General features: G+C 36.8%; 17 protein-coding genes and 1 riboswitch. Of the genes, 11 read left to right on the forward strand and 6 right to left on the reverse strand.

Going from position 1 to position 18,889, the window contains the following annotated elements; genetic code table 11:
* Nucleotides 1-20 precede the first annotated feature (20 nt).
* Nucleotides 21-224: a hypothetical protein gene (locus tag G7Y56_RS03260; RefSeq protein ID WP_165023709.1), complete on the reverse strand. Its 204-nt coding sequence runs from the start codon at nucleotides 222-224 to the stop codon at nucleotides 21-23.
* A 104-nt stretch (nucleotides 225-328) separates the two neighbouring features.
* On the opposite strand from G7Y56_RS03260, the gene G7Y56_RS18450 reads away from it, so the two are divergent.
* The 4 genes from G7Y56_RS18450 (at nucleotide 329) to G7Y56_RS03280 (ending at nucleotide 4,009) form a co-directional block, all read left to right on the forward strand.
* Nucleotides 329-751: a hypothetical protein gene (locus G7Y56_RS18450; protein WP_185153974.1), complete on the forward strand. Its 423-nt coding sequence runs from the start codon at nucleotides 329-331 to the stop codon at nucleotides 749-751.
* 295 nt (nucleotides 752-1,046) lie between these two features.
* Complete coding sequence (locus G7Y56_RS03270) at nucleotides 1,047-1,829, forward strand: IclR family transcriptional regulator (RefSeq protein WP_165041047.1); 783 nt, start codon at nucleotides 1,047-1,049, stop codon at nucleotides 1,827-1,829.
* A gap of 18 nt (nucleotides 1,830-1,847) precedes the next feature.
* Nucleotides 1,848-2,495 (forward strand): DUF1349 domain-containing protein, encoded by a 648-nt coding sequence (locus tag G7Y56_RS03275; protein ID WP_165041049.1) that lies wholly within the window; start codon nucleotides 1,848-1,850, stop codon nucleotides 2,493-2,495.
* A 317-nt stretch (nucleotides 2,496-2,812) separates the two neighbouring features.
* Nucleotides 2,813-4,009: an anaerobic sulfatase-maturation protein gene (locus G7Y56_RS03280; protein ID WP_165041051.1), complete on the forward strand. Its 1,197-nt coding sequence runs from the start codon at nucleotides 2,813-2,815 to the stop codon at nucleotides 4,007-4,009.
* Between the two features lie 79 nt (nucleotides 4,010-4,088).
* Here G7Y56_RS03280 and G7Y56_RS03285 read toward each other — a convergent pair whose 3' ends face one another.
* Nucleotides 4,089-4,307: a (4Fe-4S)-binding protein gene (locus G7Y56_RS03285; protein WP_165041053.1), complete on the reverse strand. Its 219-nt coding sequence runs from the start codon at nucleotides 4,305-4,307 to the stop codon at nucleotides 4,089-4,091.
* Nucleotides 4,308-4,685: 378 nt separating this feature from the next.
* Between G7Y56_RS03285 and G7Y56_RS03290 the strand changes: the two genes are divergently transcribed.
* From G7Y56_RS03290 to G7Y56_RS03305, 4 genes are all read left to right on the forward strand, one after another.
* Complete coding sequence (locus G7Y56_RS03290; RefSeq protein WP_165041055.1) at nucleotides 4,686-5,333, forward strand: rhomboid family intramembrane serine protease; 648 nt, start codon at nucleotides 4,686-4,688, stop codon at nucleotides 5,331-5,333.
* 131 nt (nucleotides 5,334-5,464) lie between these two features.
* Nucleotides 5,465-5,794 (forward strand): hypothetical protein, encoded by a 330-nt coding sequence (locus G7Y56_RS03295; RefSeq protein ID WP_165023691.1) that lies wholly within the window; start codon nucleotides 5,465-5,467, stop codon nucleotides 5,792-5,794.
* 27 nt (nucleotides 5,795-5,821) lie between these two features.
* Entirely contained in the window at nucleotides 5,822-6,496 is a 675-nt protein-coding gene (locus G7Y56_RS03300) for an OmpA family protein (RefSeq protein ID WP_165041057.1), read from the forward strand.
* A gap of 431 nt (nucleotides 6,497-6,927) precedes the next feature.
* Entirely contained in the window at nucleotides 6,928-8,226 is a 1,299-nt protein-coding gene (locus G7Y56_RS03305) for a hypothetical protein (protein WP_165041060.1), read from the forward strand.
* Between the two features lie 282 nt (nucleotides 8,227-8,508).
* Here G7Y56_RS03305 and G7Y56_RS03310 read toward each other — a convergent pair whose 3' ends face one another.
* From G7Y56_RS03310 to G7Y56_RS03320, 3 genes are read right to left on the reverse strand one after another with little or no spacing between them, the layout of a single operon-like run.
* Nucleotides 8,509-9,468, reverse strand: a complete 960-nt coding sequence (locus G7Y56_RS03310) for a PKD domain-containing protein (protein ID WP_165041062.1) — start codon at nucleotides 9,466-9,468, stop codon at nucleotides 8,509-8,511.
* Nucleotides 9,469-9,503: 35 nt separating this feature from the next.
* Nucleotides 9,504-10,640, reverse strand: a complete 1,137-nt coding sequence (locus G7Y56_RS03315) for a DUF5074 domain-containing protein (protein WP_165041064.1) — start codon at nucleotides 10,638-10,640, stop codon at nucleotides 9,504-9,506.
* Complete coding sequence (locus G7Y56_RS03320) at nucleotides 10,637-12,682, reverse strand: TonB-dependent receptor domain-containing protein (protein ID WP_221412535.1); 2,046 nt, start codon at nucleotides 12,680-12,682, stop codon at nucleotides 10,637-10,639. Before G7Y56_RS03320 ends, G7Y56_RS03315 begins: the two co-directional genes overlap by 4 nt.
* A 137-nt stretch (nucleotides 12,683-12,819) precedes the next feature.
* A riboswitch (cobalamin riboswitch) is annotated at nucleotides 12,820-13,025 on the reverse strand.
* Between the two features lie 279 nt (nucleotides 13,026-13,304).
* On the opposite strand from G7Y56_RS03320, the gene G7Y56_RS03325 reads away from it, so the two are divergent.
* Nucleotides 13,305-14,603 (forward strand): mechanosensitive ion channel family protein, encoded by a 1,299-nt coding sequence (locus G7Y56_RS03325; protein WP_165041068.1) that lies wholly within the window; start codon nucleotides 13,305-13,307, stop codon nucleotides 14,601-14,603.
* Between the two features lie 72 nt (nucleotides 14,604-14,675).
* Here G7Y56_RS03325 and G7Y56_RS03330 read toward each other — a convergent pair whose 3' ends face one another.
* A complete protein-coding gene (locus tag G7Y56_RS03330; protein ID WP_165041070.1) occupies nucleotides 14,676-15,743 on the reverse strand; it encodes a hypothetical protein in 1,068 nt (355 codons plus the stop codon).
* Between the two features lie 417 nt (nucleotides 15,744-16,160).
* On the opposite strand from G7Y56_RS03330, the gene G7Y56_RS03335 reads away from it, so the two are divergent.
* Nucleotides 16,161-17,612: a hypothetical protein gene (locus G7Y56_RS03335; protein ID WP_165041072.1), complete on the forward strand. Its 1,452-nt coding sequence runs from the start codon at nucleotides 16,161-16,163 to the stop codon at nucleotides 17,610-17,612.
* A 120-nt stretch (nucleotides 17,613-17,732) separates the two neighbouring features.
* Nucleotides 17,733-18,785 carry a DUF3943 domain-containing protein gene (locus G7Y56_RS03340; RefSeq protein WP_165041074.1) on the forward strand — a complete coding sequence of 351 codons (1,053 nt, stop codon included), beginning with the start codon at nucleotides 17,733-17,735 and terminating at the stop codon, nucleotides 18,783-18,785.
* The last annotated feature ends 104 nt before the right edge of the window (nucleotides 18,786-18,889 follow it).

Raw genomic sequence — 18,889 nt, forward strand, 5'->3', positions numbered from 1 at the left:
TCTCATAGCCTATATCTTTTTCACACCATTATTTTTGTTTCGCGCTCCAAGATTTCGACCATATCCATTACATCTTTTACTATTTTCTGTGCTAATACAGACTTCCGTTCGCGTACACCTGTTAAAACATGGCGTACATAACCGGTTGTGCAACCGTGTTTTTTTGCAATTGAGGATAATTTTAACTCACTTAGTTCTTCTGTTGTAAACTTTTTTGTATTCATTTTGCATACAGTTTATGATTGATTTCTTACATTTGCCTTTCTTGCAGTTACAAATATTGAAAATATATTTACTAAATGCAAGCGATATTGAAAATATATTTTCTATGATTAAAGAAAGAATAATACAAATAATTGAAGATAAGGGTCTTGCTAAAGAGGAGTTTTTTGCAAGAATCGGTATGACTTCTGCTAACTTTAGAGGAAAAGCAAAAGGAACGCCTTTGAATTCAAATGCAATCGAAAATATATTATTAGTTTTACCGGATATTAACCTAGAATGGTTACTTACGGGTAACGGAAAAGCATACAAAGAATCGTCAACGAAAAATAGTTCGGTTGGGATAGTATCAGAAACAAAAACTCCACAATATGGTTCAGATTATAAGGATAAGTACATCCTGCAATTGGAGAAGGAAAATGAGAGACTCCGAAAAGATATAGAAGATAAAGAAATCTTGATAAATGCATTCAGAACAGGTCTGATTGTTTATACAGATGTACATGATGGAGCTAAAGATGAGGAATGAAGCCCATAAGTCTTGTGTCGTAGGGTAGGCTAATCTTTTCTTAATATTTAATCAAGAGTATATTATTATAAAGTAAGTTGTTAGGGATATTTTATTCCTTGCAGATAGTGTGTATTGTAATACCTTAAGTATATGTGTTGAAAATTGCATCTTCCCCTCACCTTCCCTATAAATTTGTTATTTTTCAACAAAATATTTTCATCTTATCATAATATAATATACTTTTAAACACAAATAGGAATCATATTTATATATGGAAACTATTTGCTGTTTTTGTTTATATATGTGATCGAGAATGAAAGAAAAAGAAGATAAAAACAATGTTTCGATGATTACAAAATCGATGGAGTTGCTTGAACTTTTGTCGAGAAATGAAAAAGGATTGACGTTGCAAGAAATTGTAAACTTGCTTCCTTATCCTAAATCATCTATTTATAAAATTGCAACTAATTTGCAGGAATTAGGCTATCTGGGAAAAGAGCCTGACAGCTTTCGCTATTTTTTATCACGCAAGCTCCTTTCGGTAGGTCTTGCCGCAGTAAGTGGTTACGACATTATAGAGCGATCTAAGGAATATATGAAACGCTTAAGTGATGAGATCGGAGAATCGGTTATGATAGGAACCTTACTTAATGATGAAGTTATTTTATTAGAGCAAGTGACTGGTACTCTCGATTTTGTTTTTATCCTTAAACGAGGGATGCGATTTAATCTCTATTCTACTGCACCGGGTAAAGTGCTTCTTGCTTTTTTATCATTTGAAGAGCGTAACGAAAAAATATCGGAATTACAACCGGAAGCTATAAACGAATATACAATCACAGATAAAGGCTTATTGCAATCAGAGTTGGCTCGGATAGCGAAAGCGGGCTATGCTGTCGATCTGAACGAAACAGTGCAGGGAGTTCATTGTATTGCGACACCGATTTTTGACGAAACCAATAATGTAATAGCATGTATATGGACATCGGGTCCGGCAGGCCGTCTTCCTGAAGCAGAAATACCAAGAATAGCACAATTGATAATAGATGCAGGATTGGCTATATCGAATAATATAGGTTACAAAAAATCAAAATAATATTTATAAAACAACAACATGAAAAAAATTATTGCTTCTCTTCTTTTGGCTTGTTTAGCCCCAATAATGATGGCACAGAGCCTCGACAAAATGCAATGGTTCAACGAACCTGAAAAATGGGATGTAAAAGATAAAACATTAAGTATGTATGTTACTCCACAATCGGATTACTGGCGTATTTCTCATTACGGATTTACGGTAGACGATGCTCCGTTTTATTATTCTACTTACGGTGGAGAGTTCGAAGTAAAGGTAAAACTTACGGGAGACTATAAGGTTCGTTTCGATCAGATGGGGTTGATGCTTCGTATCGATCATGAAAACTGGATCAAGGCAGGTGTCGAATTTGTAGATGGTAAATTGAATATCAGTGCAGTAGTAACTCATAAAACAAGTGATTGGAGTGTGATTCAGCTAGACAAAGTTCCTCCTTATGTTTGGGTGAAAGCAGTACGTAGGCTAGATGCCGTAGAGTTATTTTATTCGTACGATGATAAAACTTATATAATGATGCGTAATGCACATCTGCAAGATAATGTTCCCGTTATGATAGGTTTAATGGCGGCATGTCCTGACGGTCAGGGCTTCGAAGCTAAATTCGAGAACTTCAAAGTGACTCATCTACCTGATCAACGCCGTTTGCAGTGGTTAGAGAATAATAAATAAGGTTGATAATAAGTAGTTCCGGAGACAAATTATTGGTTTTGTGAATGGATTGGGGTAATGCAATTTTTTGTATTGCCCTTTTGTTTTGTGTGAATCTGTAGGCTTTAAATTGTCGAAAATGATTTAGATGAAGAGTTGTAAACTGTAGCTTTTGCTGGGAAATAATCGATATTTATATGGTTATCTAATAAATATAAACTTAAATTTGTAATTGTATACTAATGAAAAACAAGAAACATTATGAACAAGAAATTAGCATTGTTAGCTACCTTAGCGCCTATCGTATATGATTCTCTTGCCGCTGATTACGCCAATTTATGACTCAATCTCTATCTGCTTTTACTCCATTTGCAAAGCCACTCTATGTTATGCTGAAGCCAATAGGTGCAGTCTGCAATCTAAGATGCAAGTATTGCTATTACTTGGAGAAGAAGGGGCTGTATCCCGAGGCTAAAAACTTCGTGATGAGTGATGAATTGCTGGAAAGGTTTATAGAGCAATATATAAATTCGCAAACAATGTCGGAAATTCTGTTTACCTGGCATGGAGGCGAAACATTGATGCGTAATATCGGGTTCTACAAAAAAGCAATTGAACTTCAACGGAAATACGGAATAGGACGACAAATAGACAACTGCTTGCAAACGAACGGAACATTGCTTACTGATGAATGGTGTAAATTCTTTAAAGAGAATAATTTCCTGATTGGAATATCTATTGACGGACCGCAGGAGTTTCACGACGAATACCGTAAAACAGCAGATGGTCGTCCTTCATTCTATCAGGTGATGAGGGGTATTAATCTATTGAAAAAGCATGAAGTAGAATTTAATGTAATGGCAGTAGTAAACGACTATAATGTAGATTATCCGCTCGAATTCTATAACTTCTTCAAAGAGATAGACTCTCGTTATATTCAGTTCTCGCCCATTGTAGAGCGATTGGAGAATGGCGAAGTAGCATCATGGAGTGTATCGCCCGAAAAATGGGGCGACTTCTTGATTGCTATTTTCGACGAATGGGTAAGAAAAGATGTCGGACAATTTTATATGCAGCATTTCGATTCCGCATTGGCTAATTGGGTCGGGCAAGATCCCGGCATCTGTATATTCGCTAAAACATGCGGGCATGCAGGAGTAATGGAATTCAACGGTGATGTATATAGCTGTGATCATCTGGTCTATCCCGAATATAAATTGGGTAATATTCATACAGATACATTAACGGGGATGATGTATTCTCAAAAACAACTGCAATTTGGATATAATAAGCATGATAAGTTGCCGACTCAATGCAAAGAATGTGATGTCAATTTTGCATGCAATGGTGAATGCCCGAAGAACCGTTTTCTTACGACATCGAATGGTGAACAGGGGCTGAACTATCTATGTAAAGGATATTATAAATTCTTCAAACACATTACTCCTTATATGGAGTTTATGAAAAAAGAGTATGACTCCGAGAGAGCACCTGCCAATGTAATGGAAGCTATCAGGCTAGGTCACCTAAGGTAGACAAGCGAAGTGAAAAGAACTAAGGAAGGCAGCAAAGTATTTTGCTGCCTTCCTTATTGTATGAAAAAACTATGCGAGATTATTTGCTATTCATTCTATATGTTAAAGCGCCAGAAGGACAATCGTTTATTTGTGCAATTAATTGATCGTTGGTGGCATTCTTTATCTTTATCCAAGGCCTGTCTTTCGGATTATATACCATCGGTAATGATTTGACACAAATACCTGCATGCTGACAGAGTTCGGGTTTCCAGATTATTGTCAATTCCCCGTTCGAATATTCAATTTTCTTTTCCATAGTAGTTTTTTTAGAGATTGATAGTTGATATAACGTGAGTTTGATATAAGCATTATATAATTATGAAATATGAATTAGCATCGATCTTTCGTCCTTTCAGTTCGGGATGACAGAGAGAATAAAGACTTTGTTATCCTTTTCCTTATTTCGAATTCACACTATATTAAAAACATCTGAAAGCTGTATTTTGTTCCCATTGTGATTAAGGATAAAGATTTGGCTGTTCACATCTAAGTATAGCAGCCTCTCATTGGAAGGGGAAAGGGGAAGAGAGGTTAAAATATAACACTAAATACCCTCTTTTACTTATCCGAAAAGAAAACCCGAATATTGACTCTTTTTTATACCTTTGCGCTATTAACAAAGCATCTTTATTATATGATTGAATATATCCCGTTTCTAATTATCGTACTCACAGTTATATCCAGTTTGTTCGGCTTTAATAATGCCGAATTTTTCGATAGGTACAAGTTCAATGTAGGAGCTATTCTGGGTAAATCCCGCCAATGGGATCGCCTTTTATCATCGGCATTTCTGCACGGTGATTATATGCACCTCATATTTAATATGTTGACCCTATATTTCTTCTCTGATGCTATCGTCAGTGTATTTGGGGTATGGCGCTATCTGGCAATTTATTTTGGATCCATTGTCGGTGGAGGGTTGTTATCTTTATGGATACACCGTCGCGAATATTACTATAGTGCTATCGGCGCATCGGGAGGAGTTGTAGGTGTATTGTTTGCCTCTATTACTATCGATCCGCATATCGGTATCTATATACTTTTTATACCTATCGCTATACCGGGATGGGTATTTGGAATCGCTTATCTGGCTTTCTCGATATACGGGATGCATTCGCGTACGGGCAATATCGGACATGACGCCCATCTGGGTGGAGCCGCTGTCGGACTTATCCTTTCGGTTATATTTGCCCCGATCCTTCTAATGGTTAATGCCTTATATATTGGTTTAATGGTTATCCCACTGATCGTTCTGGCATATTACATCTGGAAAAAGAAATAAAATCTAAAATTTAGCATTTAACAAAAGTTAATATTATCTCTTAAATAGAGCAGAAAAAGCAACGTTCTAATTGAACATAGCATCTGTATCTTTGTTATATAATTACAATAATTTAATCCAACAGTTAAACAATGAGCAACGAAAAAGATCTTATCCAGTACGATGAAGACGAGGCTGTAAAATTCATACAGAACTATCTTCCTCAAGAAATGAAAGGTAAATATTCAAGCGACGAAATCAATTACATTATCGACATCATCTACGATTTTTACGAAGATAAAGGTTTTATGAAAGAGAATGTAAACGAAGATTCGATTGTAGATATCGACGAAGATGAGATGGTTGAATATGTATTGAAAAATACAAAGAAAGACAAAATTAGCAAATTCGAATCTGAAGAGATCGCCTTCATCATACAAGGTGAACTTGCTTATTGCGACTCTATCGGATTATTTGAATAAAGAGATAAATAATAAATATTATTGATTATGAAAAGATTTTCATTTTTTGCAGCAATAGCACTTAGTTGTGCAATTTTATTTTCTAGCTGTGGAGCTAGTAATACGGTGAAAGGCGGAGGAATTGGAGCCGGTGCCGGTGGCGCTCTTGGAGCAGGTATCGGAGCTATTTTTGGTGGTGGCAAAGGTGCTGCCTGGGGTGCAGGTATCGGAGCAATAGCCGGTGGTGCAGCCGGAGCTGTTATCGGAAATAAGATGGACAAGCAAAAAGCCGAACTTGAAAAAATAGAAGGTGCTCAGGTTGAGTCTATCAATGAAGGACAAGCAATTAAAGTTACATTCGAATCGGGTATCCTATTTGCTACAAACTCTAGCACATTGAACCCATCGTCTCAAACAGCCCTTGCAAATTTTGCAGCATCATTAAAGAATAACCCTGATACAGATGTTAAGATTTATGGACATACAGATAGCTCCGGTAACGATGCTATAAATAACCCATTGTCTGAAAAACGTGCGCAATCGGTTTATAACTTTTTACAATCAAAAGGTGTAAACGGTGCTCGTATGGAATCGCAAGGATTTGGTTCTTCTCAACCAGTTGCTGATAACAGCACTACAACAGGTAGAGCTCAAAATCGTCGTGTGGAAATTTTAATTTTACCTAACGAAAAGATGATTCAAGACGCACATGAAGGTAAATAATATAACCTTGGTTTAGATTATATAAAAAGCCCCGATAGAATTTTCTATCGGGGCTTTTTATTTTTGAATATAGACGTTACTTTTCTATTCTATATTTTGTGTTCTTTGTGATAAGAAATAAAAGCGATATGCGCATGCTTTTTATTCAATAAGTTTTATATCCAACTCGCGTTCAATAATACTCTTCTTAAATCGATCGAAATACTTCGTCCAACAAAAGCAATCAATAATTTTTATGATAATGCACCTCAATTGACGATATTGAAGTGGCTTTTTTACGGTTCTGAAAATACATTTACGGTCTTGATGCATTTCCATTTGTAACCCAATATGTTAATCCTATACCTTTGTAAAAAAGTAAAATTGCACTTTATTTATATTTTGAAGGTGTAGACTTTATTGATGTTCAATAGCGATAAAACTCAAAAACTATGGAAAAGAAAGTATATTTAATCCTATTAGCGGTATTTCTACTTAATTACACGCTTTCAGGACAAGTAACTATCGGTAGCGGATTTGGTCCTGTGCAAGCTGCTCTTTTGCAAATTAAAGATCAAGAGCCAAAAGCAGATAACATCACTTCGCAAACAGGAGGGATTGTATTGCCTCGTGTGAAATTGCTTAACGCATCCACGCTCGAACCATTCATTTCTACGGGCGATACTGAATGGATCAATGCTTCTACATCGAGGGTGAAAGAATTACATACAGGTCTAATGGTATATAACCTTAACACAGCAGCTCCTTTTAAACAAGGTATCTATATTTGGGATGGAACTATTTGGAAGTACTATACGACAAGTAGCGATATGCAAGTACTCTCCTCAGGCAGTGGTACTACTTTAAATAGTGGTAAAGTCGATCTTGGAGGAGATTTGACCGTCAATACCACCGTCAATCTCAACAGCAAAACACTAGGTTTTACAAATGGTAGTATCGGTATTGGCACAGAAACGCCCGATGCCAGTGCAGCATTGGAAATCAATGCAGCCAACAAGGGTTTTCTTCCGCCCCGAGTGACACTTACAGCTACCAATAGTACTTCGCCGATTACGTCTCCGGCAGTCGGATTAATTGTTTATAATACGACAAATGAGTCAAGCGGAGCAACAGCCGTATACGCCAATAATTTATATACTTGGGACGGGACAAAATGGAGTCAATTAATCAATCAATCCACTTTTGACAATACATTGCAATCTTCATTAAATAATCTCGGGGTACCCAGACCTGCCGTATTTCAGCTACAGTCAAATATTCCAAATTTTTTAAGCACAGTGATCGTCGGCGCAAGTACTAAAGTTCCGATGGCGATGTTAGTAAACAATCTGTTAGACGATATTTCCTTCAACCCTGGTACTAATACTGTGACTTTCAAAAGAGGAGGACTGTATACAATGACTCTTGTGTACGAAGCCGAACACAATGGCTCTGGATGCACTCTAGCTTCATATATAGTCGATTTTCCCGATATGAATGGGGCTAGAGGAGATGCACCAGTCAAATATACCCGTATCCACTCAACGGCAGCTTTTACTCAAGGAGCTTTATCAAATCATGGAGGAACGATAACTTGTACGGCTTTTATTCCAACCGGTAGGACTTGGCCAATACAACTAGGCAGAGGGCAGTCGGGTAATTGTACAGCTCTGGGTTGCACTTTAATTGGGAGAAGCACCCATTTCGTAATTACCAAAGTAGGAGATCTGCCTCCAGCTGGTGTTAATTAAAAAATCAGATATCGTTAGTGTCATCATCGGATAGGTACAGATGAAATGTATCGGAGTTTGAAGTTTTATTTTTTACCTATAAAGTCGTCTGTCTTTTTTATTGCTAAACCAATTGTTTTAGATAAAATACTCATACTATCGGCCGACCTTAATTTATAAAACTACGTTGTGTTGGAATGAGGCCAAAAGTTCGACTTTTGACCTCATTCATTTTTATAAGAGGGCACAACTTTTTCTCTCTTTCATCCCAACTTGTAGAAAGGATATCTTATCGAACTCTTTCTATTTTATATGTAGATCTTCTGCTCCTGTAATTTCTGTCGATATTTCTCCTGTCCATCCTGCTTCCTGGTTGATTGCAGTATATACTTTAATGAAATCGATGCCGGGAAGATTTACCTTTTCGCCTTTTGTATTCACTGCCCAATCTATATCGATAGCAGAAGCATCATTGTCATTCGGGTGGTTATCTGCATAACCCCAATCGTAGGCATACGATACCCAATATGTGCCATCTCCACTTTCGTCGACAGCATTATCTGCTAAACGGGTGCCCTTGAACGTAATTTCATCTTCGGTAATCCATTCAGGGAAATAACTTTGAGAGTGATTCAAGTCTTTTATCTTGTAACCCGAACCACCTTTGTTGTCGGTCCATCTGATATATTTGTTACTGGGTGCATTCTCTTCGGATCTGTAATAAGTTATTTCGTAATCTTTTATCGTGGCAGATTTACTATATTCACTTCCTGCTATTTCATACCATTCGTTATCATCTGGTTTCCCATTTTTATTCAGATCGTATGCAACCATAATTATACCCGGCTCGCAGCTTCCACCTTTTCTCTGATCGTTAGGGTTTGGGTTTGTAGCAGAATAAATGGCGTTGCCTTTCACTCTGAAATCTTTTTTCCCTTGTACGTTCTGGATTGTATGGTCGAATCCGAAAACAATGTATCCGCCAAATCCGCCGAGGCTCACTATTCCGCCATTAATTCCGATGATTTCTTTTTCTGCTTTAGCTATCATCCTTTCTTTCGTATCTCCGTTTTCATATCTGGGAGCTTCATTTACAAACTGACCAATGGCCGGCATAAAATCGTAAACTTTAGTTATATAAGGGCTGTATGTGATGATCTCTTCGCCACCATCATTATCATCAGAAGAGCATGCTGCAAATCCGAAAACAAAACCAGTTATTAGAAATGCCTTTAAGGCTAATCGAAAATTTCTCTTTTTCATTATCATGGATATTTTAGTAATATTATAGTTGATTGTTATCTATTTTTAGGGACAAATGCAATATGCGCCGGAATGTTTCCTGCTTGGGTTTTCCACTTTAGTTTACCTTCGGGTGTGAAACAATATATGTATCCTGTAACTACGAAGTTCTGTACATCAGTCAGATATATTTCTTTTGTGTCAGGATTAATGCCTAATCCATAAGGCAGCATAATTTGTCTTTCAGAGCCATCGGAAATAAAGTTGTTGGAAACAATCTTCTTATATCGGGTGTCCAGAATACTGTAAGTCGCATTCTTGTTATCCGGAGCATTAAAGAAATAGAGAGAGTCGCCCGATAAACGCATATTGGTGACTGGTATATCCAATTCATCTGTAACAGCATCGGTTTTACTATCTATCACATAGAGTTTGGATGGAATAGTCGAAAGATTGCCCCGCGAATTTACATATATATAGCCTCGTTTGTCTATTACCATGCGATGGAGATTAATACCTACATCTATCTTCTTTATCTCCTCAAAAGTATTGAGATCTATTACTGATACAGTCTTATCATAGTTTGGAGCACGATAGCCACCCGAATTCGCTACATATAGTTTGCCATTATGAACTACCATCTCTTCGGGTTGATAACCTACATTTACCTTACGTGTAAGAGTGAGTGTTGTAGTGTCTATCTCAGCAACAAAGCTTATTTGCGCATTTGGATCGACTGATATATTTGCAGCATACGAACTAACGTAGGCTTTCCCTGCGTGAAAAGCTAAATAACGACAGTTGGGAACAGTTATTTCGGTGATTCGTTTGGCAGATCTCGCATCCATTATTTCGATCTTGTTCGAATTGTTGATTACTGCATATAGTTTATTTCCATATACTTGCAGGTCGTTGCCTACATCACCCAATTCTTTGACTACACCCGGGTTGTTTTCTGAATATATGTCGCGATAATATAGTCCGGTCGGGTATTCGAAGTAATCGATTGTAGCTTTATTCATCCCCATATTTCCTTCGTTGAGGAGATAGAAGCCCATCATCTTACTATTGCTGACCGGTGGTGTTATCTGTTCTTGTTCCGACAGATAAACCATTTCGTCATCTCTGCACGAAGTTGATAGCAGGATACAGATAAAAGAAAAGATATATGCTATATTATAAAGCTGTTTCATATTTCGATACTTAAAATAAATCTGAAATTGCGGCCGGGCATCGGGAAATTTAATACTACGTCGTAGTATTGGTTCAATGCATTATTTACTTCTATGGAACTTTTTACTCTGTAACTTTTGAAATTGAATGTTTTCTGTACTGACATATCGTGGGTATACCATGGCTGTATATGATTGCGTTTAATGTTGTTTATTCCACCATCATAACGTTCACCTACGTATATAAAACTATAATTCATATTCCATGATTCATATCCTGCGTTAAGAATTGCCGAACCGCTATGCCATGGTGTATAGGGAATCTGGTCGCCATACGATGATAAACGAGGTTCGGTTTTTGTGAAATCCTGCGCCTTGGAATACGAGTAGGTGAGGTTTGTACTTAAACTTACTTTACCTATATGTCCTTGTAAATTGGCTACTACATCCAGACCTTTATTTTCTACTTTTCCCATATTGGTCATCATCCATCTGAAATTGCTGTTTGTGGGCGATGCGATGATTTTATTTTCGATATCGAGATAATAGGCATCCACTTGTAAAGTGAAAGCGTCCAGATTACTTTTTTTAAATTGTTTATTGTAACTGAATCCAATATTATATTGATTGGTGTATTCCGGCTTCAGATCGCTATAACCTATTTCGGCATAATATAAATCGTTGAAAGTCGGCATTCTGAATACACGTTTGTAGAATGCACGTAGATTGAAGTCATGCTTTTCGAAAGGCTTGTAGCCGACCACTATCGCAGGTGTTATTTCAGATTTATTGGGAGATGCCTTGCCGTTTCTTACAGATTCTTGCACAAATGAACCTAACAAACTGGCCTGTGCTTTTACCTTATTTACTTTTACCGAACTGGCTAAAGCAACAAGTGTTGTGGTGCGTTTCGGGTAAGCGAAATTATCGTAATTGCTCATCGTTGCGTTCAGTTTGTTCCATTGGAAATCTGTAGATAGGGATATATCCCACCACGAAGTCGGCGAATACATATTGATAGCCGACAAGTAAACCTCTTGCTGATAGTACGTATTATTGAACGATATTCTGTCATTGACAACCTCCCCCATAAACAAAGTGGTGTCGTTCGATAGATAATGTGTATAATCGTATGCAAACTTACCTTTGAGTTGGAATTTGTATTTAGGAGTGAAATCTTTGTTATAACTCGATTGGGCAAAGAAGTTTTTATCCCATAACCTGTCACCATTATAAAATACATTGTTGACTATTGCTCCGGGCAGTCCTCGTTCCGAATCATAATAGTATATTTTCGATTCCCAATAGCCATCGGCAACTACTCCATATAAGCCTCCTTCGATACGGAGAGCTTCTATGTCGCTATTCTTACGGGTGGCGGTTGTGTCGTAAGCAATAGACCCGTCTGTATTCACCCGTTTGTATCTGAATTTATACTTCCCATCCGATTTGATGTATTCTGAACTTAAATTCATACTCAATTTACTGCTGAGTTTCTGTTCCCAACGAACAGAGGGATTGATAAGTTGTATCGATCCGGCTTTATATCTTACGAGGAGATTTGTTTTCTTATCTTTTTCAAATTTCGGTTTTTTAGTTCGCAGATAGATAGATGCTGCCGACCCAAAGTCTCTTGCCGACTGAAATGTTTCGCTTTTTTGTCCGTTATACAGTGATAACTCTTCCATATCGTCGAGGGAGAAACGACCTAAATCGACTACTCCGTTTTGTGCATTGCCCAATTGTATTCCATCATAAAATACGCCGACATGATGCGTACCCATATTGCGTACATTGACTGTCTTGATACCACCTATACCACCATAATCTTTTATCTGTATACCTGCAAAATAGCGAAGCGCATCCGAGACGGTGTGGTTGCTTAGCTGTTGTAGCTTAGTACCTGATAATCGTTGTGTCGGAATCACTTCTTGAAAGGGTTTAGCAATGACGATGACTTCTTTCATCTGCTGTATGCTGTCTAACAGACCTTGTGCATAAAGGGATGTTGTGCAACAGTAAAGTAAACAGATGGATAGAAATCGTATTATGTTTTTAAACATTCGCTAGTTTGAATAATTGATCAAAATAGCTTTCTCTTGATGTGGATTGGAATAATTGCGCATGCAATATTTGCAGAAAAGAATCGTAAGTATCTTACTACTTCTGATAATATTCTCCAGCCTCATACCTCGAAAGCTTTAAATATAAATATTCTGGCAGGTCTTCTGACTTACTCTTGTTTTGAATATCCTTCCCATCTTATTAATTACGACAGTGGATTTTGTCCATTCAAAACATAGTAGAGCTTACAGCAGCGGGTCTGTTCAGGATTTTCACCTGATTCCCTTTTCATTACTTGTCCGATAAATACGGATTTGTAACACCAAAATGTTGGTACAAAGATAGGGTATTAAATCGATATGCGTTGGTAATTTAGAGAAAAATGCATTGAAGCCCACTACTACTCACCCTCAATTCGTTTTGATATATAGAAGATTATGTGAAAACATATTAGAATCCCCCACGGCATTGCTCGTAGAACAATATGAGATAGCAAATGTTGTAATATGTAGTGAATCTACGAATTTGTGATGTCTGGATACTTATACGGCAATTCCATAATATAAAGGGTGGCTTTGCTTATAATCGTTGTTTAAAGTTATAATATTTAACCCATATTTTATGTATGTCATAATTCCTCATATAGCAACAGAGAGTGTAACCAGCTCATCTAAATTCTGGATACTACAGTATCTCCATGATGCATTATCAGGTATTGGAGTCAGTATCAAAGTGTCTAATGTTATTGTTTTCACTGTTGCATTTATATCCCTAATCGTTATTATATGGTTATTGAACATTATAACCTCAAAGCTATCCTCTGTTTTTAGACGGAAAGAGGAGTCCAACATGAGATCCAAAATATACAATGTATTGGTTCAGAAGAAATTTTTTAACCGTCTGATTGTACTTGCTGCGATTATTGTTGTCTTTTTTAGTTCCGGAGTTCTATTTTCGGGATTCTCAGAAAGTTGGATGCGGTTTGAGTTTGCGATTTCTAAAATTGTAGTGGTATTCTGGGTCTTATTAGTATTATCTTCACTTTTGAATGCGTGGGAGTTATTCTTCAAGATTCACCCCAAGACACAGCAAACATCACTCAAGGGTTATATTCAAATTATTAAAATTATATTGGGGATTATAGGTGCAATTCTTATTGTCTCAATAATTGCAGATAAAAACCCATCGAATCTATTTGTTGGTTTTGGAGCTACAGCAGCTTTTATTTCATTGATTTTCAGAGATACAATTTTAGGCTTTGTAGCCTCCATACAGCTTTCGTTTCAGGATATGATACGCCTCGGAGATTGGATCGAGATGCCATCAAAGAATGCAGACGGAGTTATTGTAGATATAAATCTTAGTTCGGTAAAGGTGCAGAACTGGGATAACTCGGTTACTATGATACCTATTTACACGATGGTAACCGATTCATTCACAAACTGGCGTCGTATGGAGTTGGGACCGGGGAGACTTTTTGTCCGTTCATTTTATGTGAGTGTCGAGTCTGTAAAGCTCGTAAGTGACGACTTTCTTGCTATTCTGTCGGGTAATCCTGCTATGGCAAATAATTTTGAAGCAATTCTTTCTTTAGCTCGGGAAAGCTCATCGAGAGAAACCCTGACTAATTTAGCTTTATTCAGAGCTTATCTCGAGTTATTTCTGCGTAAGCATCCTCAAATTAATGATGAGCTAATGCTATTTGTCAGGTATATGAACGAAATTACAGCTAATGGTATTGGTATTGAAATTTATGCATTCTCTCGTCAAAAAACGGCTAGTGGCTATGATGTGATCCATCGTTCTGTAATGGAATATGTGATTTCCAGTGCTCCCTTATTTGATATTGTTCTTTTTCAAAATCCTTCAAGTAAAGATTTGCACCATATGAGAATTGATCCGAATCGGATAAATACATGAAGATATTATAAAAAAGGACTCAGATTTTATACCTGAGTCCTCTACTTTTTTATTTCTTTCGGAGTATCTACATTAATAGCGGGTGATAAGAGCTAACCCTTTAAACTTCTCTAATCCACCATCAGATATAAATACAGTATCACCTCCAAAATCGGCATTTATTTCTACCATTTCGTCAATAATATCATCAATTATACTTTCTCTGGAAGCATCACTAGTACTTACCGGATGTATTTTACCATCTATTATTTCGGCAGATTGGTAATACCCATTCTGAACAAATAAAGTTTTTCCCTTACCTTGTTCTATCGCACTCCATATATCGTTGATATCTACCAGAAATTTTCCCGTATTCAAAGCTTCTTTAAGTTCTGATAATCGTTTCTCATTGTTTTTATGTGTATATTCTTCTACAATATACTTATTCGCATCTATTATATGCTGGGCCGATTTGTCAAAGCTATCATTGTGTGTTCCGATAATAAATTCAGTATGTTCGGAAATATTCTTAAAGTAAGCCGTGTTTTTTTCGTCAGCCGATATAACTATAGGTAATGGATTCTCTCTCCATATTGCCCATAGAGCTTTATCTACTCTACTGAAAAATTCTTTCTGATAATTCCCGACTCTCGTTGCATTAGACCCTGCTGTGGCGTTTGTGGTAAACAACGAATAATTGATGATGGGGAATGGCCTACCCAGTTCTTCGGTTACTCTTCCGTTTGCTGCTTCTATCAGTCTGGCACGGTCTTGGCCCAATACTAAAGTGTAGTATGCCTGCTGGGTATGCAGTGACCTTATTAAATCTCTGGTAGCAAAAGACTCGTCTATAATCACCCGGTTGTTTACCGCAATAGGCAAACGAGTGTATTTTGCAATGTCTTCATTTACAAATAATACCAGACTCTCCGTGTTGTGGCGATGGTCTATTTCTTCTACCAGTTCTTTCAACTGGTCGATAATTTTTTTTGCTGCTTTTTTGTCGGGTTCAAGAGAAAGCCTATCAATAGCCTCTTTTTGTAAATTACTCAACAGAATTGCATCTTTTTGGCTATCCGGATGGGTGTGATGAGTATTTAAAATTATACTGACACACATTTTGCCTCTAAGATCTTTAATTTCTTTTAAAATGTTATTCATGGAAATTCTGGTTTAATAGTGAATATTAAATTATATATATGTTGTGATTGTAATAATTGAAGTGTCTTAATTAAAAACACCTTTATTGTGATTAAGTTTATCACGGGTGGATGTTCATTTCTATTTTATTGTTTTTTTAGATATTAAAAAAGAATATCTATGTATTGTGAAATTCATATTTTGGAAGTAATGGGGCTGATGAGAAGAATCAAATTTATTATTAATCGGATTCGACACCTTTGTTTGATGCTCAAATAGTATATTGTCATCAGGATGTTGTTTCCAAAAGATTTACAATTAAATAATTTGTTATATATCAGCGAAAGTGTACATTTGTGCCGCGATTTGTTGGATGGCTTATTAGCCTGTTATCAGCCATTTTACGACCAAGCTACAGCAAAATATAAAACATAAATAATGGAACTCAGAAAGCAATATATAGTTTACACCCCTTTCCTCTTTTTGTTGGCATTCGTTTTTATCCTTTTCAACTGCGATGTATCTTCTCCTTTAACATTTAAATATTTTGGAGACAGCTCTATATTTATGGCAATGGGTAAAATGTTTTTAGAAGGGAAAGTTCCATATGTTGATTTCTTCGATCATAAAGGCCCTTCTTTCATCTTGCTCGAAGCGTTCGGACAGATTTTAGCTCCCGGTAGACTGGGCATATTTCTACTCGAAGTGCTGAATTTATTTTTTGTACTCGTATTTATAAGTAAGATTGCTGGTTTACTGGTCGATAATAAACGGAAAATACTGTTGTGTTTGATCTTCCTTATTTTCTCATCTCGAATTATAAGCAGAGGGAATACGACAGAAGAATTTAGCTTAATCCCACTTTTTATCTCATTATTTCTTGTTTGCAAGTACTATTTTAAAACCAAAGAAATCTCGGTGATGGATGGCTTTTTATTGGGTATATGCTTTTCTTTTCTTTTTTGGATGCGCATGAATAATGCAGGAGCTATTGTTGCTATCTGCGTCTTTATATTTATTTCGACAATCATAGATCGGGACTACGTTTTTCTAAAGAAATTAATCTTGTTCTTCTGTTTAGGGCAATTGCCTCTGAGCCTTCTCTATATCGTCTATTTTAGTTATCACGGTGCGTTGTACGATTTGATGTATGCCAACTTTATATTTAATTTTAGATACGTAAATTCATTCTTGTCATTTGAAGGTGAAGCATTTTGGGTAAATGTAGTTGTATTGATAGTGCTCGTTATCGGTTCAATCCTACATTATCGGAAGGAGAAGGATTATAAAATTTTCATATTCACTACTCTTCTTTTCTTTTTTAGTTTCATTACTATAAATATTGGTTACGCTTTCACTCATTACTTCATACTTATTTGTCCAGCTTTTGTTTTCGGATGTTTACTTATCTTGAATTCTATTGATAACGATAAGTTGATTAAGGGAGGGTTGCTATTGGCTGCTATAGCATTTCTCGGATTGTTGTCTCGTTCTGCGTATTATATAATAAAAGAAGGGGAGAGCTTTAAACTGGAAGCCGCTAATTATAAAAAGCATGTGTATGCACTTATAGATCAAATACCCGAAGAAGACAGGGATAAAATTTATTATTATATGGTAGATGTGAATTTTTATGTATTGGCTGATATAAGTGCTAATCATAAATATTTCGCTTTGCAGGAATGGCATGGATTGCACGATGAGAGTGTATTTCATGAAATTAACCAAATGATGCGATCGACCCCTCCTCCGTATGTTATGCTGCCAAAAGATAGGAAAAGCTTGTTCGAAGGAAAAGAATACGCTAATCCCGAATTTACCCAGATACTGAGGAATAATTATAGTCTTTTTGTCGAAAATGACGACTTTGTTATTCTGAAGTTACTCTGATTCAAAGTTTCTTTTCTCGATTGAATGTATTAGTTTTGCAGACTATAAATTAGAATCATCAGGACTACGATACCCAATGTTTACGGGTAGAGGGGCGTCTTTGTCTTTATTTCTTTGAATATGAAAAGAATATATTTAATCTTCATCTTATCTTATATTGTAATTTATCCAATATATTCGCAATCACCCATTCGGCGTCAGGTTGCAACACCTAAAGCCCCCCATCAGGTCGATATAGATTATTACTCAAAAAAGAATTGGCTAATGGCCGGTTCGCAGGTTTTTGGTCTGAATATGGGTATTTGGGCTTTCGACAGGTATATACAAAAAGGAGATTTTGCTTACATAAGCATGAATTCCGTAAAAGATAATTTCAAGCATGGATTCATTTGGGATAATGATAAGATGGGTACCAACATGTTTCTACACCCCTATCATGGTAGTTTGTATTATAATGCTGCCCGGTCTAATGGATTTAATTATTGGGAATCGGGTGGGTTTGCTCTGGCTGGTAGTGCTATGTGGGAGCTGTTTATGGAATGTGAGTTCCCGTCCACTAATGATATAATTGCAACCCCGATAGGAGGTATGGCTTTGGGTGAAGTTTTTTATCGAACATCCGATCTAATTCTGGATGACAGGAGAACGGGTAGTTCGCGTTTTGGTCTCGAAGCCGCCGCATTTCTAGTTTCGCCTACACGTGGTTTGACACGTATTATCAATGGTGATGCCTGGCGCAAGCGATCTACTTCCGGTAAACAATTTGGTGTGCCCGATGTAAAAGTCGATGTGTCTTTCGGGATACGTGCGTTGGAACTTAAAGATGAGGTGTTCGATCAGGGACTAGGGTTTGCATCGGAGGTGAATGTAGAATATGGTGATCGTTTTGCAGGTGATAATGCGAAACCTTACGATTTCTTTGCATTCAGAGCCAATCTGAATGGGCAAGGTTCTCAGCCGCTTCTTGGTCAGTTAAATATAATGGGGCGACTTTATCTTGCCGAACTGATGGAGACAGAGAAGGATTTCTTAAGTATCGGTGTCTATCAGCATTTCGATTATTACGACTCAGATACAATCTCGGATGTATCAGCAAAAATACCGTATAAATTGTGTACCCCTGCTTCTTTCGGTGTTGGTTTGATTTACCTGTATAATATAATTGAAAAGTAGTCCACTAAAATAATTGAAAAGTATACCACCGGTTAAGTAAAATCCGCTAGAGCTTCTAATAAAGCCCTGCATTTTACTAACAAATATTAACATTATAAATTCCT

Origin of the sequence: Dysgonomonas sp. ZJ709, from assembly GCF_011039195.1 — a bacterium.
Classification (GTDB): domain Bacteria; phylum Bacteroidota; class Bacteroidia; order Bacteroidales; family Dysgonomonadaceae; genus Dysgonomonas.

What these genes read in the sequence shown, in the direction of transcription:
- G7Y56_RS03260 (WP_165023709.1), bottom strand. Translation starts at nt 224, where the DNA reads ATGAATACAAAAAAGTTTACAACAGAAGAACTAAGTGAGTTAAAATTA.
- G7Y56_RS03285 (WP_165041053.1), bottom strand. Translation starts at nt 4,307, where the DNA reads ATGGAAAAGAAAATTGAATATTCGAACGGGGAATTGACAATAATCTGG.
- G7Y56_RS03305 (WP_165041060.1), top strand. Translation starts at nt 6,928, where the DNA reads ATGGAAAAGAAAGTATATTTAATCCTATTAGCGGTATTTCTACTTAAT.
- G7Y56_RS03320 (WP_221412535.1), bottom strand. Translation starts at nt 12,682, where the DNA reads ATGTTTAAAAACATAATACGATTTCTATCCATCTGTTTACTTTACTGT.
- G7Y56_RS03325 (WP_165041068.1), top strand. Translation starts at nt 13,305, where the DNA reads ATGTATGTCATAATTCCTCATATAGCAACAGAGAGTGTAACCAGCTCA.
- G7Y56_RS03275 (WP_165041049.1), top strand. Translation starts at nt 1,848, where the DNA reads ATGAAAAAAATTATTGCTTCTCTTCTTTTGGCTTGTTTAGCCCCAATA.
- G7Y56_RS18450 (WP_185153974.1), top strand. Translation starts at nt 329, where the DNA reads ATGATTAAAGAAAGAATAATACAAATAATTGAAGATAAGGGTCTTGCT.
- G7Y56_RS03295 (WP_165023691.1), top strand. Translation starts at nt 5,465, where the DNA reads ATGAGCAACGAAAAAGATCTTATCCAGTACGATGAAGACGAGGCTGTA.
- G7Y56_RS03335 (WP_165041072.1), top strand. Translation starts at nt 16,161, where the DNA reads ATGGAACTCAGAAAGCAATATATAGTTTACACCCCTTTCCTCTTTTTG.
- G7Y56_RS03315 (WP_165041064.1), bottom strand. Translation starts at nt 10,640, where the DNA reads ATGAAACAGCTTTATAATATAGCATATATCTTTTCTTTTATCTGTATC.
- G7Y56_RS03290 (WP_165041055.1), top strand. Translation starts at nt 4,686, where the DNA reads ATGATTGAATATATCCCGTTTCTAATTATCGTACTCACAGTTATATCC.
- G7Y56_RS03270 (WP_165041047.1), top strand. Translation starts at nt 1,047, where the DNA reads ATGAAAGAAAAAGAAGATAAAAACAATGTTTCGATGATTACAAAATCG.
- G7Y56_RS03300 (WP_165041057.1), top strand. Translation starts at nt 5,822, where the DNA reads ATGAAAAGATTTTCATTTTTTGCAGCAATAGCACTTAGTTGTGCAATT.
- G7Y56_RS03280 (WP_165041051.1), top strand. Translation starts at nt 2,813, where the DNA reads ATGACTCAATCTCTATCTGCTTTTACTCCATTTGCAAAGCCACTCTAT.
- G7Y56_RS03310 (WP_165041062.1), bottom strand. Translation starts at nt 9,468, where the DNA reads ATGAAAAAGAGAAATTTTCGATTAGCCTTAAAGGCATTTCTAATAACT.
- G7Y56_RS03330 (WP_165041070.1), bottom strand. Translation starts at nt 15,743, where the DNA reads ATGAATAACATTTTAAAAGAAATTAAAGATCTTAGAGGCAAAATGTGT.
- G7Y56_RS03340 (WP_165041074.1), top strand. Translation starts at nt 17,733, where the DNA reads ATGAAAAGAATATATTTAATCTTCATCTTATCTTATATTGTAATTTAT.